12 protein-coding genes are annotated in these 15664 nt (G+C 73.2%); 7 read left to right on the forward strand and 5 right to left on the reverse strand.

What is annotated here, in order from left to right; translation table 11 throughout:
* The first annotated feature begins 261 nt into the window (after positions 1 to 261).
* The gene (locus tag ACFY6S_RS10000; protein ID WP_388821209.1) at positions 262 to 1746 is read left to right on the forward strand and encodes a prenyltransferase/squalene oxidase repeat-containing protein; all 1485 of its coding nucleotides are present in this window, start codon (positions 262 to 264) and stop codon (positions 1744 to 1746) included.
* A 65-nt stretch (positions 1747 to 1811) separates the two neighbouring features.
* Here ACFY6S_RS10000 and ACFY6S_RS10005 read toward each other — a convergent pair whose 3' ends face one another.
* Positions 1812 to 3881: a bifunctional glycosyltransferase 87/phosphatase PAP2 family protein gene (locus ACFY6S_RS10005; protein WP_388821211.1), complete on the reverse strand. Its 2070-nt coding sequence runs from the start codon at positions 3879 to 3881 to the stop codon at positions 1812 to 1814.
* Between the two features lie 303 nt (positions 3882 to 4184).
* Here ACFY6S_RS10005 and ACFY6S_RS10010 point away from each other — a divergent pair, with 303 nt between their 5' ends.
* On the forward strand, positions 4185 to 4853 hold the full coding sequence (locus ACFY6S_RS10010; protein ID WP_388821213.1) for an O-methyltransferase: 669 nt from the start codon (positions 4185 to 4187) through the stop codon (positions 4851 to 4853).
* A 91-nt stretch (positions 4854 to 4944) separates the two neighbouring features.
* Here ACFY6S_RS10010 and ACFY6S_RS10015 read toward each other — a convergent pair whose 3' ends face one another.
* The 3 genes from ACFY6S_RS10015 to ACFY6S_RS10025 all read right to left on the reverse strand — a co-directional run bounded on the left by ACFY6S_RS10015 (position 4945) and on the right by ACFY6S_RS10025 (position 8785).
* Positions 4945 to 5694 carry a hypothetical protein gene (locus ACFY6S_RS10015; RefSeq protein WP_388821214.1) on the reverse strand — a complete coding sequence of 250 codons (750 nt, stop codon included), beginning with the start codon at positions 5692 to 5694 and terminating at the stop codon, positions 4945 to 4947.
* Positions 5694 to 6488, reverse strand: a complete 795-nt coding sequence (locus ACFY6S_RS10020; protein ID WP_388821216.1) for a hypothetical protein — start codon at positions 6486 to 6488, stop codon at positions 5694 to 5696. The genes ACFY6S_RS10015 and ACFY6S_RS10020 overlap by 1 nt, the downstream gene beginning before the upstream one ends.
* Before the next feature lie 236 nt (positions 6489 to 6724).
* Complete coding sequence (locus ACFY6S_RS10025) at positions 6725 to 8785, reverse strand: MFS transporter (RefSeq protein WP_388821219.1); 2061 nt, start codon at positions 8783 to 8785, stop codon at positions 6725 to 6727.
* A gap of 269 nt (positions 8786 to 9054) precedes the next feature.
* On the opposite strand from ACFY6S_RS10025, the gene ACFY6S_RS10030 reads away from it, so the two are divergent.
* Complete coding sequence (locus tag ACFY6S_RS10030; protein ID WP_388821222.1) at positions 9055 to 10023, forward strand: peptidoglycan-binding protein; 969 nt, start codon at positions 9055 to 9057, stop codon at positions 10021 to 10023.
* A 124-nt stretch (positions 10024 to 10147) separates the two neighbouring features.
* Positions 10148 to 10798 (forward strand): HAD-IA family hydrolase, encoded by a 651-nt coding sequence (locus ACFY6S_RS10035; protein WP_388821225.1) that lies wholly within the window; start codon positions 10148 to 10150, stop codon positions 10796 to 10798.
* Positions 10799 to 10825: 27 nt separating this feature from the next.
* Here the strand turns inward: ACFY6S_RS10035 and ACFY6S_RS10040 are convergent, their stop codons facing one another.
* Positions 10826 to 11599 (reverse strand): ABC transporter permease, encoded by a 774-nt coding sequence (locus tag ACFY6S_RS10040; RefSeq protein WP_388821228.1) that lies wholly within the window; start codon positions 11597 to 11599, stop codon positions 10826 to 10828.
* Between the two features lie 554 nt (positions 11600 to 12153).
* Here ACFY6S_RS10040 and ACFY6S_RS10045 point away from each other — a divergent pair.
* From ACFY6S_RS10045 to ACFY6S_RS10055, 3 genes are all read left to right on the forward strand, one after another.
* Positions 12154 to 12807, forward strand: a complete 654-nt coding sequence (locus tag ACFY6S_RS10045) for an HNH endonuclease family protein (RefSeq protein WP_388821231.1) — start codon at positions 12154 to 12156, stop codon at positions 12805 to 12807.
* Positions 12808 to 13007: 200 nt separating this feature from the next.
* Complete coding sequence (locus ACFY6S_RS10050) at positions 13008 to 15104, forward strand: FAD/NAD(P)-binding protein (protein WP_388821615.1); 2097 nt, start codon at positions 13008 to 13010, stop codon at positions 15102 to 15104.
* Positions 15105 to 15170: 66 nt separating this feature from the next.
* Positions 15171 to 15614 (forward strand): DoxX family protein, encoded by a 444-nt coding sequence (locus ACFY6S_RS10055; RefSeq protein WP_388821235.1) that lies wholly within the window; start codon positions 15171 to 15173, stop codon positions 15612 to 15614.
* Positions 15615 to 15664: the final 50 nt, after the last annotated feature.

Below are 15664 nucleotides of genomic sequence, written 5' to 3' on the forward strand. Positions count from 1 at the left end.
GCGGCGGGAGCGGCGGGACGTGAGCGGCATCCGGCGCGGCCCGGCGCGAAGCTGCCGTACGCCGTGATCACCGACCGGCCCTGCCTCAGCGGCGGCCCCGCCACCGGCCCGCCCTCCTCCCCCGCCACCGGCCCGAGTGGTGGCCGGGTGGGGGCCGGTAGAGTGGGCGAGGCCGCCTTCATGCCCGTATCGCCCGTATCGCGGCAAGCCGGTACCGAACGGCACTGAACCGCAGCTCCCGCAGGAGAGGCTCCGCCCGCCATGACCACCGTTCGCCGCTGCACCGCGGCGCTCGCCGCATCCGCCGTGCTCTGCGTGGCGTTCGCTCCAGCCGCCACGGCGGGGGGTGACAGGTCTCCGGCTCCGGAACCGACCACACTGCGCACCCAGCTCGCCGGGGCGTCCGCCGTGCGGACGGGCCCCTCCGCTCCCCCTTCTTCCGGCGCCCCCGCGAAGGAATCCGCCGCCTCCGACGCCGCGACCATAGTGATTCCCCCCGGCCTGTACGGCGACAAGGACCCGACCAAGGACGGCGTGTGGCGCCAGTCGCTGTCCATGCTCGGCCAGGCCGCCGCCCAGGTGCGTCCGGCCGACCAGGCGGTCATCTGGCTCAGGTCCCAGCAGTGCGCCAGCGGCGCCTTCCCCACCTTCCGGGCCGACCCGGCCGTACCGTGCGACGAGAAGACGCCCGTCGACATCCGGTCCACCGCCGCCGCCATACAGGCGCTCTCCTCGCTCGGCCAGCAGCAGCTCCCGATGGATCACGCGATGAGCTGGCTCCGCTCCGTGCAGAACGAGGACGGCGGCTGGGGCCGACGCCCCGGCACGCCCAGTGACGCGACCTCCACCTCACTGGTGATCGGCGGGCTGACGGCGGCGGGGGTACGGCCCAGCTCCGTCCGTACCCGGCACAACGCCCCGTCCCCCGAGGGCAAGCACGCCTTCGACGCGCTGGTGCGCCTCTCCATCCCGTGCGGCACGGCGTCCGGCGCGGACGCCGGTGCCTTCGCCTACCGGGCGGACGGGTCCGGCCGGCTGACCGCCGACGACAGCGCGACGGCCGCCGCCGTGCTCGCCGGGGTGGGCAAGCGGATGGTGACCTCACCGGTGGCGCCGGGCACCGCGCCGGTCTGCGAGAACATGAAGGGGACGGAGACGGACCCGGCCGCCGACCTGCCGCCGGAGCGGGCCGCCCGCAACGGGGCCTCGTATCTGGTCGCCGCGCTCGCCGGGACCGGCCATCTCGACCGCCCGGCGGCGTCCGGCACGGAGGGCGGGGACGGGGACGCCGGCGGGGACAGCGCTCCGGTGCCCGACTTCGCGACCACGGCCGCCGCGGTGGTGGCGCTCACCACCTCCGGGCACGGGGACCGGGCGAGCGTCGCGCTGGAGTGGCTGAAGCAGAACTGCGGCGCCTGGGCCCAGGCCAACGGGCCGACCGCGTACGCCCAGTTGATCTTCGCCGCCCATGCGACGGGCACCGATCCGCGCAACTTCGGCGGGATCGATCTCGTCCAGCGGCTGAACGAGACGGGCCCCACCCCGAAGTACATCGCCCCCGCTCCCGCACCCGGCACCGCCACCGGTACGGGCCCGGCCACCGGAGCGGCGGCCACGACGGCGGCCGCGGAGAGCCCGCTCGGCGGCGCCGACGGGCGCGGCGTCCTGTGGCTCGTCGGGATCGCGCTGACCGGCGGAATCGGCCTCGGCTACCTGCTGGGCCACCGGAGGAAGGCCAGGCGGTAGCGGAAGGCCGCCCGGTCGTGAGGGGGCGGGGCGGCGACGCCCTGCTGGCGGGCGGAGCCGGGCGCTCAGGGCTTCAGGCTCATCTCCTGACCCTTTTCGGGCTGGTCCAGGCCGGGGCCCTCCGCCGCCACGAGCGGGCCGCGCCGCTTCGCCGGGGCCGGGAGCACGACGGACCGGGGCAGCAACTCCCGCCGCCCCGCCAGCAGATACGTCAGTCCGAAGCCGGCGGCGACGACCGTGGCACCGCCCACCGCGTCCAGCACCCAGTGGTTGGCCGTGGCGACGATGGCGCAGACCGTGAAAAGGGGGTGCAGCAGCCCGAGCAGCTTCATCCACAGCTTGGGGGCGAGCACCACGACGACCACGCCGCACCACAGTGACCAGCCGAAGTGCAGCGAGGGCATCGCCGCGTACTGGTTGGTGAGCGCGGTGAGCGCGCCGTAGTCCGGGTTGGTCAGGTCCTGCGGGCCGTGCACGGTGTCGATGAAGCCCAGGCCCGGCATCAGCCTCGGCGGGGCCAGCGGGTAGAACCAGAAGCCGACGAGTGCCAGCACCGTGGCGAAGCCGAGCGACGAGCGCGCCCAGCGGTAGTCGGCGGGGCGGCGTACGTACAGGACACCGAGGACGGTGAGCGGGATCACGAAGTGGAACGACGTGTAGTAGAAGTTGAAGAAGCTCTCGGCCCAGTTGATGTCGGCCACCGCGTGGTTGACCCAGTGCTCGATGTCGATCCCGAGCGCCTGCTCGATCGAGTGGATCTGACGGCCGTGCCTCTCGGCCGTCTCGCGGCCCCCGGTGGCCACCAGCCGGATGTGGGAGTACACGGAGTACCCGACCCGGATGGCGAGCAGTTCGAGCAACAGATTGGGCCTGCTCAGCAGCCGCTTCCAGAACGGGAGCAGCGGCACCCGCCCCCAGCGCGACGGCACGGGCCGCGCGTACTCGGTCGGGACCGGCTTGTCGAAGTACGGGGAGGCGCGCGTCAGGAACGGCACCGCGCAGGCCGCCGCCAGCGCCGCGATCAGCGGCAGGTTCTCCCGCAGCGGGGCCAGCGCCTTCATGTTGGGCAGCAGCATCTTGCCGGGCAGTGTCATCACGAGGATCACCACCGCCGGCCACACCAGCCGGTCCCTGGCCCGGGTGCCGACCCGGCCCACCAGGGCCAGCAGCACCCACAGCAGCTGGTGCTGCCAGGCGGTGGGCGCGACGGCGACCGTCACACAGCCCGTCAGCGCGACCGCCAGCAGGAGTTGTCCGTCCTCGGCGTAGCGCGCGGCCCGGCGCAGGCCGAGGACGACGACGGTCGCGGCCAGGACGAGGACGAGCCCGACCTCCAGCGGCCCCTGCAACCCGAACCGGAGCAGCGCGCCGTGCAGGGACTGGTTGGCGAGCGAATCCGCGCGTTCACCGAGTCCGGCGCCCGCCACATGGTGCACCCAGTACGCCCACGAGTCGCCCGGCATCACGGCCCAGGTCAGCGCCGTGCCGGCGGCGAAGGTCGCCGTCGAGGTGACGGCCGCCTTCCTGCGGCCGGTCAGCCAGAGCAGCGGCGCGAAGATCAGTATGGCGGGCTGGAGCGCGGCGCCGATCCCGACGAGGACCCCGGAGCCGCGTTCGCTCCGTACGGCGAGACACCCCAGCAGCACCAGCAGTACCGGGATGATGCTGGTCTGCCCCAGGGTGAAGCTGTTGCGCACCGGCAGGGACAGCATGAGCAGGCTGATCGCGACCGGCGCGGCCAGCAGCCGGGTACGGCGCGACACCTGTCCGGGCAGCGCCCGCGCGGCGACCAGGCCGAGGGCCACGACCAGCAGCAGTGTCCCGAAGGTCCACGCGATGCCGAGGCTCTGCTCGGCGGAGCGTGCCAGCGGTTTGAGTACGAGGCCGGCGAACGGGGTTCCGGTGAACTGTCCGGTGTCGTAGAGCGATCCCGTCACATGCAGGACGCCGTCGTCACCGATCCAGGTCTCCAGATCGGTGAGCCGTTCACCGGGCGGCAGCCGGAGCACCGCCGCCGCCTGTCTGACCGCCAGCACCGCGGCGACCAGCCAGAGAACCGCGCGGGCTCGCCCGAGCCCGTCCCCCGCGGTCCCCGCCGCCGCACCGCCGTGCACGCTGTGCTCTGCATTCGCCACGCCGCGCCGACCCTCCGTCCCGAAAACGCCGTCCCTGGGGCATAGAGCCTCGCACTGCCCCTCCGCCGACACTCAGGCAACCCCCTCTTCGCCTGACTGTCACCCCTGTTTTGGCTTAATGGCCATGACTTCCGGACTTCCGGTGAGAAACGGAAGATGGTCCACCGATGGTACGGACCAGGACGCGGCCGGGTGAGACCCTGGTACCGCCCGGCCATCCGGCGTCCCCGTCGCGGGAGGCGGGTCGGCCGAATACGGTATGTTCCGCTCGGGAACTAATTACGGCGTCTGGAGAGGCCCCTCATGTCCCAGGAGCAATGGACCGCGGTCGACCGCTATTTCACCGATCAGCTCGCCCCCTCCGACGAGGCGCTCGCGGCGGCCCTCGCCGCCAGTGACGCGGCCGGTCTGCCCGCCATCAACGTCACGCCGAACCAGGGCAAGCTGCTGCATCTGCTGGCCCAGACGCAGGGCGCCCGTACCGTCCTGGAGATCGGCACGCTCGGCGGCTACAGCACCATCTGGCTGGCCCGCGCCCTGCCCGAGGACGGCAGGCTGATCTCCCTGGAGTACGACCCCGCCCACGCCGAGGTGGCACGCGCCAACCTGGCGCACGCGGGGCTGGACAAGATCGCCGAGGTCAGGACCGGTCCGGCGCTGGAGACGCTGCCGGTGCTGGCGCGGGAGGAGGCCGGCCCGTTCGACCTCGTGTTCATCGACGCCGACAAGCCGAACAACCCGCAGTACCTGGAATGGGCGCTCAAGCTGACCCGGCCGGGCAGCGTCATCGTCGTCGACAACGTCGTCCGGGGCGGCAGGATCGCCGACCGCGACAGCGCCGACCCCGCCGTGCGGGGCACCCGCCAGATGATTGAGCGGATCGCGGCGAATCCGCTGCTGTCCGCGACGGCGGTGCAGACGGTGGGCGACAAGGGACACGACGGCTTCGCCTTCGTGCGCGTACTGGGCTGACCGGCCCGCCTTTCGCCGCTTGCGGCGCGCACACGCGTACGGAGCCACGCGTGGTGCGTGGCTCCGTACGTCGTCGTCGCGGGCCGCCGGGTCAGACGCGCAGCAGCCGTTCCGTCATCGCCCGGTAGCTCTGGAGGGCGAGCCGCAGCTCCTCCGTGCGGGAGCCGTCCGTCGCGCCGTTCCCGGCGGCGTCGTCCGGTCCTTCCCAGCCCGCGCGCAGCGAACGGGGCCGGTCGGCGAGCGCCTTGGTCAGCTCCCCGGCGGCCTCCTCCAGCACGTCGGCGGCCTCTTCGACCGAGTGCCGAGGACCGTCGACAAAGCCGCTCAGCGCGGTCTGGAGCCGCTCCGCGAGCCGGTCGCCCCGGTCCCGGGGGATGAGCCGGTCGGAGGGGGCGGAGTTGCCGGAGTCGGCTGTGTCGCCCGTGCCGCCGGTGACGCCCGCCGCACGGTCGGGCCGGGCCGCCTCGGCGGTACGCGGCGACTTCACGGGCCGCGCCGGTTCGGGCCACCCGGTCACCCGCCCGGCCTCCCCCGGCTGCCGGGGCGTCAGCGGGGCGCGGGCTCCCTCGGGTACGCCGGGCTCCCCCGCGTACCCGCTCTCCCCGCGCGCGGCCGGCCCGGTGGTCCCGGTCCTCCGCTCCCCGGTCGCGGCCCCGGCCGCGACATCGGCCTCGGGCGCCGTCCGGGGACCGGGCACCGGCCCCGTCCCGGCTCCCGGCCCGGCCTGGGCCTCGGTCCCGGTGAACTCGGTCCCTGCCTCGGTCCCGGTGAACTCGGTCCCTGCCTCGGTCCCGGTGAACTCGCCGGTCCTGCGGGGGTCACGCTTCGCTTCGTACGTCATCACACACCACTCCCTTTGGGCCGCAGTGAAAAGGTCTTGTCCCGGCCGGCGCCCCGGAGACGGTCGCCGTCGTTGTCGCCGCCGCCGCTCCGCTCCGGGCGGGCCAGGATCAGTCGCTCGAACAGCTCGCGCGCGCCGACCATCGCCTCGCGCAGTTCCTCCGTGCTCGTCGTCGCTCCGCCGGTACCCGTGGGCACGCCCGCCTCGGCGTTCGCAGCCGTCCCCGTACCGGGGGCCGTCCCGGTACCGGGGGCCGTCCCCGTACCGGCCGTTCCCGTACCGCCGGGGGCGAGATCACCAGTGGCCGGGCCCGCGTTGTCCACCGAGAGCGCCTCGTGCGCCCTGCGGTAGCCGTCCACCTGGTGGGCGTGGTGCACGGACAGGGCCTCGACCTGTTCCTCGTACCGCGCGCCGGCCGGGTAGCCGCACTCCTCGGCGAGTGTCGCCACCAGCCGGTCGGCCTCCGCCACCGCCTCGCGGGGCGCGTCGACGAAGCGCTCCTGGAGACCGGCCCACTGAGCCACGTACTGCTCGCGCCGTTCCTCGGAGAGGGACCGGGGGCGCAGCTCGCCGTGGCGCTTGACCCGTTCGGCCAGCTCACGCTCGGCGGCCTTGGCGTCCCCGTCGTGCCGGGCGACGGCGCGGTCGTACTCGGGGCCGAAGCGGCGCTTCAGCCCGCCGCTGCCGCCCCGTCCGGCGAATCCGCTTCCTTTGCCGGGTCCCAGATAGAGGACCGCGGCCACAATGATCACGAACGCCACGATGAGAGCGACGACGATCAGAAATGTGGACATGTCTGCCTTCCTGGCTCGTACTCGGGTCCGGGCTCCCCGCTCGGATTCCCTCCGGGGCTCCCGCCCGGATGCGCGCTCGGGTCGTAACGGGTCGTTCACCGAATCGGGTTGCCTCGATTCCGGTCGCCAAACAGGCTGGGGAACACGGCCGTTGAACACGCGCGCCGCCGGAACCCGCGCCGCCGGAATCGGACCGCCGGAACCCGCGTCACCAAGGCACGCGCCGGAGCACCGGTTCACTCCTCGACGTGCGCGACGTGGTCGCGCGGCGCCTCCACCCCGTCGGGGCGTTCGCTCTCCGAGCCGCACAGCTCCCTGTTCAGCTCGCGCACCAGCCGCACCAGATCCGCCGGCCGGTCCGGGCCCCACCAGTCCCCCAGCAGCTCCGAGAGGGACTCCTCCCGCGCCTGCGCCAGCACCTGCGCCACCCGGGCGCCCCGCTCGCTGAGCGTCAGCTCCATCCCCACGCGCTCGACGAGCCCGCGTTCCTCCAGCTGCCGGGCCGCCGAGGTGACGGACGCCAGCGGTTCGGGACCCGTCTCGGCCAGCTCGGCGGGTTGCACGGCGCCGTAGCGCCGCACCCGCAGCAGCAGCCAACTGGCCACCGGGAGCAGGTCGTACCCCGCCTTCGCGGTGATCGTCTCGTAGATCCTCCGGTGGCCCTCGCGCGTGCCGAGGACGGACAGCGCCCGCGCCACCTCGTCGCGCGAGGAGCGCTCCACCGGGTTGGAGGCCAGCGTCTCGGTGATCTCCGGCGCGGTCACCGAGCCCCGCAGCTTGTCCTCCTTGAGGAACCACGCCACCACGAACGCCAGCAGCGCCACCGGCACGCCGTACAGGAAGACATCGGTGAGGGAGGTCGCGTACGCGTGCAGGACGGGCGCCCGCAGCGAGGCGGGCAGAGCGCCCAGGGACTTCGGGTCGGCGGAGAGCCGGCTCACGTCCACGCCCGGTGGCAGAGCCCTGCCCGCCAGCGCGTCCGTCAGTTTGTCCCGGAGCAGACCGGAGAAGATCGTGCCGAAGACGGCGACGCCGAAGGACGCCCCGATCGAGCGGAAGAACGTCGCTCCGGAGGTCGCGACGCCGAGGTCCCGGTAGCCGACCGCGTTCTGCACGACCAGCACCAGGACCTGCATGACCAGGCCGAGTCCGGCGCCGAAGACGAAGAAGTAGGCGCTCATCAGCCACGTACCGCTGAACTCGGTGAGGTGGTGGAGGAGCAGCAGCCCGAGTGCGGTGATGCCGGTGCCCAGGATCGGGAACGCCTTCCAGTGCCCGGTGCGGCTGACGATCTGCCCGGACAGTGTCGAGGTGATCAGCAGCCCGAGCACCATGGGCAGCAGATGCACGCCGGACATGGTCGGGGTGACGCCCTGGACGACCTGGAGGAAGGTCGGCAGATAGGTCATCGCGCCGAACATCGCGAAGCCGACGATGAAGCTGATGACGGCGACGAGGGTGAAGGTCCTGATCCGGAAGAGGCGCAGCGGCAGTACGGGCTCGACGGCGCGCCGTTCGACCTGGACGAAGACCGCGAGCAGGACGAGGCCGAGCAGCGCGAGGCCGATGATACGGGCGGAGCCCCAGGCCCAGGTGGTGCCGCCGAGCGAGGCGACCAGCACCAGGCAGACGGCGACGGACGCGATCAGGAACGTACCGAGGTAGTCGATGGTGTGCTTGGCCCTGTGCACCGGGATGTGCAGGACGGCGGCGATGACGAGGAGGGCGACGACGCCGACGGGCAGGTTGATGTAGAAGACCCAGCGCCAGCTGAGGTGCTGGGTGAAGAACCCGCCGAGCAGCGGCCCGAGGACGCTCGTCGCGCCGAAGACGGCGCCGAACAGGCCCTGGTACTTGCCGCGTTCGCGGGGCGGTACGAGGTCGCCGACGATCGCCATCGACAGCACGATCAGCCCGCCGCCGCCGAGACCCTGGAGCGCGCGGAAGCCGATGAGCTGGGCCATGTCCTGGGCGATGCCGCAGAGGGCCGAGCCGATGAGGAAGATGACGATCGCGGCCTGGAAGAGTTTTTTGCGGCCGTACTGGTCGCCGAGTTTGCCCCAGAGGGGGGTGGCGGCGGTGGAGGCCAGCAGGTAGGCGGTGACGACCCAGGAGAGATGGTCGAGTCCGCCGAGGTCGCTGACGATGGTCGGCAGGGCGGTGGAGACGATCGTCTGGTCCAGTGCGGCGAGGAGCATGCCCAGCAGGAGCGCGCCGATGGCGACGAGTACGGAACGCGGCCGGTGGCCCTCCCCGGGGGCCGGGCTCGTTTCCGCGGTGCTCACGTCCTGAGCCATCGGGCATCGCTCGCTTCCTGCCACGGGACGTCGACGTCGCTCGCCTGCCGAGCCGCGGGACGTCTCCTCGGGTCCGCCGGATTCCATCCTGTCCGCTGCGCCGGGTTATGGCCTGTCGAGGGGGACGGGGGCACGGAGCCGTCGCCGGTCGTCTTCCGGCGCCCGGACGGATGGCCGTACGCGCGCACGTGGTCCGAACGGGCACTGCATAATCATCGGCAGCCCAGGGGGATCATCGGCAGCCCGAGGGCGATGGGAGGGGACCCACGGTGACCGGACAGCTCTGTTCCGCATGCGGTGCGCCACCGGCCGCTGAGGGCGGCCCCGGCTGCGACTGCGCGGCGCGGTCGCAGCGGGCCGAGCGCTCGGCGCGGATCGCGGCGGCGGAGGATTTCGATCCGCTGCGCGTACGGCCCTACGTGCGGCTGCCCGTGGACGAGGGCCCCGACAGCGGCGGACCGCTGACCGGGGCGCCGCGCGTGGCGAGTCCGCCGCCGTGTCCCGCCCCGGAGCGGCGTGGTGTCTCCGCCCCGCCCCCGGTCCCCGATCTGCCCGTCCCGCCGCCGGGCCGGGGACCGCTCAGGGCGGTGGCGACCGGTGCGGCGGTCGTGGTGATCGGGGTGGCGGCGGTGGCCGTGGGGCTGTTCTCCGGGAACGACCGGGAGGAGTGGGTGGCCCCGCCGGAGGAGACGAGCACCTGGCTGCCGTCGGGCGACGGCGGGGAACCGGGCGGTTCGTCGCCCCCGGCCGTACCGACGCCGGGCGCGTCCGGCGTGGCGGCCCCGGACACGGCGCCGGGCCCGTCCGCCCCGGCGCGGGCGTCGGGCGAGGACCGGACGGACGGCCCGGACGCCTCGCCGTCGCCCCGCCCCTCCCTCACGTCCTCGGCGCCGGGGAAGCCGCCGTCGTCCGCCGCCGCCGCCACGGCCGCGGACTCCGCCGCGCCGGGGTCCGCCCCGGAGGAGACGGCCACCCTGCGGGTCGGGGACTCGGGGCCCGAGGTCGAAGGGCTCCAGCAGCGGCTGACGCGGCTGTGGCTGTTCGCCGGGGAGGCCGACGGGCGGTACGACGAGAACCTGGAGAGCGCCGTACGGGTCTACCAGTGGTCCCGGCGGCTCAGCGGTGACCCGCTGGGCGAGTACGGCCCGGCCACGCGGCGCGCGCTGGAGGCGGAGACGGAACGGGAGCGGGGCCGGGACACGGGCGGACAACGGGGCCCCGGGTCGGGCCACTCCTGAGCCGCTTTGTATACTGTGGAAACAAAGTGGTCCCGCCCGTTCACCCCTGACCGGGCGGGCGGGGCCACTTGTTTCCGTCTCGCGCCGTTCGCGGTCCGCCGCTCCCGCTCCCTGGAGTCCAGCCATGCCTCTGACCGCCCGCGCCCTGCTGCTCGACATGGACGGCACGCTCGTCAATTCCGACGCGTCGGTGGAGCGCTGCTGGCGGCGCTGGGCGGGCGCGCACGGACTGGATCCGGCGGAGGTGCTCAAGGTCGTGCACGGCCGGCAGGGGTACGCGACGATGGCGGTGCTGCTCCCGGAGCGGCCCATGGAGCTGAACTTCGCGGACAACCGCGCCATGCTCGCCGAGGAGACCGCCGACACCGACGGCGTCGTCCCGATCCCCGGCGCCCCCGGCTTCATGGCCGCCATCGCGGACCTCCCGCACGCGCTGGTCACCTCGGCCGATGTCGAGCTGGCCGAGGCCCGGATGGGCGCGGCGCGCCTCCCGATGCCGAAGATCCGGATCACGGCGGAGGACGTCACCGCGAGCAAGCCCGACCCGGAGGGCTTCCTGCTCGGCGCGGCCACGCTGGGCGTCGATCCCCGGGATTGCGTGGTGTTCGAGGATTCCGAGGCCGGCATCCTGGCGGCGCGCGCGGCGGGGACGCGGGTCGTCGGCGTGGGGCCGCGCGCCGCGGCGATGTCGCCGGACGTCCACGTACCGGATCTCACCCGGCTGCGGGTGGAGGCCCTGCCGACGGGCGAGATGGCGCTGCACGTCTCCGTCTGACCCGGCCGGTCCCCCGCTCGCCCGGCCTCACTTCTCCCGGTGCTTCTCCCGGTGCCCCTCCGGGCGCTCCGCCCGGTGCAGCACCCCCCGCGTCACCAGCTCCAGCACCACGCTCACCGCCACCGCCTGCACCGCCATCAGGGCCACCAGCACGAACAGCTGCACCGCGCCCGCCAGAACGGGTGAAGCGCCGCCCAGCAGCATCCCCACGAACGCCCCCGGCAGCGTCACGAGCCCGACCGTCCTGGTCTGGTCGAGCCCCGGCAGCAGCGCGTCCGACGCGGCGGGCCTGGCCACCTCCATCCGGGCGTCGCGCTCCAGCAGCCCCAGCGCCATCCCCGCCTCCACCTCGCCCCGGCGCGCGTGCAGTTCGTCGAGGGCGCGGCGACCGCTCAGTACGGTCGCGGTGAGCGCGCCGCCGATGAGGATGCCGGTGGTGGGGATCACCGCGATGCCCTTGGCCGGCACGACTCCGGTGAGCAGCAGGGCGGCCATGACCGGCGCCACCCCCGCCGCGATGGGCACGGCTGCCCACCACCAGGTGCGGTTCGGGGTGACGCGGCGTCCGGCGGTCCGTACGGCGACGGCGTACATCAGGGCGACGAATCCGAGCAGCGGCGGTACGGAGCCGATCACCCACCCGATCACCAGCGAGACCGCGCCGAGTTGCAGCGCGGCCCGCACCCCGGCGACGGCCATCTCCCTGCCCCGCCCGAGACGCGCGAGCGCGGCGACGGCCACGGCGGCGACCAGCAGCAGGCCGAGCACGACCCCGAACGTGATATCGACCCGCAGCAGCACGGGCCCACTGTAGGCGGTGGGCCCGCGCAGCCGCGGGCCACGGCCGCCCGGCGGACCGGCCACGCCCGGCTCCGGTACGTACGCCGGGACGACGGAACTCCGGGACCACGGGCTCCGGGCTCCGGGCCTCCGGGACCACGGGCTCCGGGACTCCGGGACTCCGGGACTCCGGGACCACGGGACTCCGGGACCACGGGACTCCGGCGGCGAACCGTCCGGACCCACCGGCACGTCCCCGGCGCGTCCCCGGCGCGTCCCCGGCGCGTCCCGGCACGCTCTGGCGTGCCACCGCGCGCCCGGGCGCCAACCTTGCCCGGAAAAGCGCCAATTGCCCAGCCGTCAACAAGTCCCGGGCACCCTCGACCCCTTGATGTGACGTGAACATGTCGCCACGCTGTTACCTGGCGCCCACGCCCCGGAAACCCACCGCCCCCACGCTGGCGGCCGGGCCCAAAGCGCCGCACGGCCCTGTCGCGTACGCCCCGTTCCGCCGATCGGGACCGCTCCGGTTCAGCGCCGCCACGTCAGGTTCCCCCCACTCCGAGGGAGTTCGTATGTCAAGGTTCTACGCGCGTCGAATGCCCCGCGCCGCCGTCCTCCTCGTCTCCGCCCTGCTCGCCGTCGTCGCCGCCCTGGTCACCGCCCCCGCCGCCCAGGCCGCCATGCCGACGCCGGTCGCCGCCTCCACGGCCCGCACCTACCTCGCCACGCTCACCGTGCAGGCGGAAGGTTCCTCCAGCGGTTACAGCCGCGACCTGTTCCCGCACTGGATCACCCAGTCGGGCACCTGCAACACCCGTGAGGTCGTCCTGAAGCGCGACGGTACGAACGTCACGCAGGACGCCGCCTGCGCGGCCGTCAGCGGCAACTGGTACTCGGAGTACGACGGCGCCACCACCACCAGCTCGTCCGGCTTCGACATCGACCACATGGTGCCGCTCGCCGAAGCCTGGCGATCCGGCGCCAGCGGCTGGACCACCGCGCAGCGCCAGGCGTTCGCCAACGACCTGACCCGCCCGCAGCTCATCGCCGTCTCGGCGAGCAGCAACCGGTCGAAGGGCGACAGCGACCCGGCCAAGTGGCTGCCCTCGCGCACCGCCTACACGTGCACCTACGTACGGGCATGGGTGCAGGTCAAGTACTACTACAAGCTCACCGTCGACTCGGCCGAGAAGACCGCGCTCACCAGCGCCCTCAGCGGCTGCTGATCCACCACTCCTCCACACGCCCCCCACACACAGCCCTCCGTAGGCGTCCCGTCACGCCCGCGGAGGGCACCAAGCGCCACGAAGCGGGGCACGCTACAGCAGAGGCCCCCGCCGCGTGACGGCTCCGCCGCCAAGTGATCATCCCCACAGCGCGTGATCCTTCTCCCAAGGGTTCGAACTCCTGGTGCACCAACGGCATGATGTTGCGGACCATCCGCTTCCCGTACCCCCATGCCCCGGGAGTCACAGCTTTGTTCGCTGCACGGCAGTCTCAGCCCCACTCGATCGCCGTCGTCGGCGCCGGCCCCCGCGGCACCTCGGTCCTCGAAAGACTCTGCGCTTCCGTGCCCGAACTGGCGCCGGACACACCGCTGACCGTGCACCTGATAGATCCGGCTCCGCCCGGGGCGGGCCGCGTCTGGCGCACCGACCAGTCGCCCGAGCTGCTGATGAACACGGTGGCCTCGCAGGTGACGCTCTTCACCGACGAGAGCGTGACGTGCGAGGGTCCGATACGCCCGGGGCCGAGCCTGTACGAGTGGGCGGCGACCCGGCCCGCCGAGCGCCTCGGCCCGGACGACTACCCGACCCGGGCCGCGTACGGCCGCTATCTGGAGTGGGCCTTCCGCAGAACGGTGGAGGGGGCGCCGGAGAATGTGACGGTCGAGGTGCACCGGGCGCTGGCGGTCCGTCTGGATGACGACGCCGAGCGGCCCGTGTCCGGCACCCCGACGGAGCCGGACACGCGCGTTCCGGGCGATTCGCGCGAAGCGTCCCGTCCGTCCGCCGCCCACCGCCCCACCCAGACACTCACCCTCGACGATGGCACGACGATTTCCGGCCTCCGCGCGGTCGTGCTCGCGCAGGGCCATCTACCGGTGGTTTCCGGCCAGACCCAGGCGACCCTGGCGGAGTACGCGGCGCGCCACCGGCTGCGCTATCTGCCACCTGCCAATCCGGCCGATGTCGATCTCTCGGCCGTCGCCGCCGGCGAGCCGGTGCTGCTGCGCGGGCTCGGGCTGAATTTCTTCGATCACATGGCGCTCCTGACGGCGGGGCGCGGTGGCCTGTTCACGCGGGACGCCGAGGGCGTGCTCGTATACCACCCGTCGGGGCGGGAGCCGCAGTTGTACGCGGGGTCGCGGCGCGGGGTGCCGTACCAGGCGCGCGGGGACAACGCGAAGGGGGCGTCGGGGCGGCACGAGCCGCTGGTGCTGACGCCGGACGTGATCGCGGCGTTCCGCAAGCGGGCGGACGACGGCGACGCGCCGGACTTCCTGCGGGAGATATGGCCGCTGGTCGCCAAGGAGGTGGAGGCGGTGTTCTACACCGCGCACCTGCGCACGCGGTCCGAGGCGGCCGCGCGTCCCTCCGTACCCGCGACCGGGCCCACGCGTGCGCGCGTCCCCTTCCTGGAGCGCTTCCTCGCGGCCCCGCACGGCAGCCCGCAGGAGGCCGCCGTGCTCGACGAAGCGGGCATCGCGGCGGCGGACCGCTGGTCGTGGGAGCGGATCTCGCGGCCGTACGGCACGGAGCCCTTCCACGACCCGGCCGACCATCGCGCCCGGCTGCTGGCCCATCTGCGCGAGGACGCCGCCCACGCCGTGCTCGGCAATCTGGCGGGCCCGGTCAAGGCGGCCCTCGACGTGCTGCGCGATCTGCGCAACGAGCTGCGGCAGATCGTGGACCACGCCGGGCTCTCCGGCACCTCCCGGCGCGACCATCTCGACCGCTGGTACACCCCGTTGAACGCCTTCCTCTCCATCGGGCCGCCGCGTCGCCGTATCGAGGAGATGGCCGCCCTGATCGAGGCCGGAGTGCTGGAGGTGATCGGCCCAAGAACGACCGTGAGAACCCAGGACGGTGTGTTCACCGCCGAGTCCCCCGATGTGCCGGGATCGCTGGTACGCGCGACGACGCTGGTGGAGGCCAGGCTGCCGGAACCGGATCTGCGGCGCAGCTGCGACCCGTTGCTGTCGCGACTGCTCAAGACCGGCCAGTGCCGGCCGCATGTACTTGATGGTTACGAAACCGGAGGGCTGGATGTAACGCACCGCCCCTATTACCTGATAGACCGTCAAGGACGCCCGCACGAAAGGCGGTTCGCCATCGGGGTGCCGACGGAGGGGGTTCACTGGGTGACCGCGGCCGGCGCCCGGCCCGGAGTCGACTCGGTGATGCTGTCGGACACGGACGCGGTGGCGCGTGCCGGACTGCGAACGTGCGCGGCGGGGGAAGCGGAATGTACGACGCGAATTGATCCCCGACAAAATGTTGAACTTGCAAGCATAGATTAGGGGTCCCTAACGTTGGGGGCGGAGCTTCTCGTCGGTCCGCCCCTGATCGAAGGAGTACAACCCCCCATGTACACACGTCTCCAGCACGCCCAGCCCTACGCGCTCGGCCTGTTCCGCATCGTCACCGGACTGCTCTTCGTCTGCCACGGAGCATCCTCTCTCTTCGGCTACTTCGGCAAGGACGCCGTCGCCGGCGGTACATGGCCGGGCTGGTACGCGGCCGCGATCGAACTGGTCGGCGGCGCACTGGTGCTGCTCGGCCTCGGCACCCGCGTGGCCGCGCTGGTGTGCTCGGGCGCCATGGCGTACGCCTACTTCACCGTGCACCAGGAGAACGGCCTCTTCCCCATAGAGAACGGCGGTGAGGCGTCCGCCATGTTCTGCTGGGCGTTCCTGCTCTTCGTCTTCACCGGCCCGGGGGCGCTCGCTCTCGACCAGCTGTTCCCCTCCCGCGCCTCCGCCCAACGGGCACCGGAGATACGGGAGGACCGCGAGACGGTATCCGCGTAGCCGCCCCGACCGCGCGGCCCCACGGGCCCACAGGCCCGTACGATCGCCCG

Source organism: Streptomyces sp. NPDC012835, from assembly GCF_042900885.1.
GTDB lineage: Bacteria > Actinomycetota > Actinomycetes > Streptomycetales > Streptomycetaceae > Streptomyces.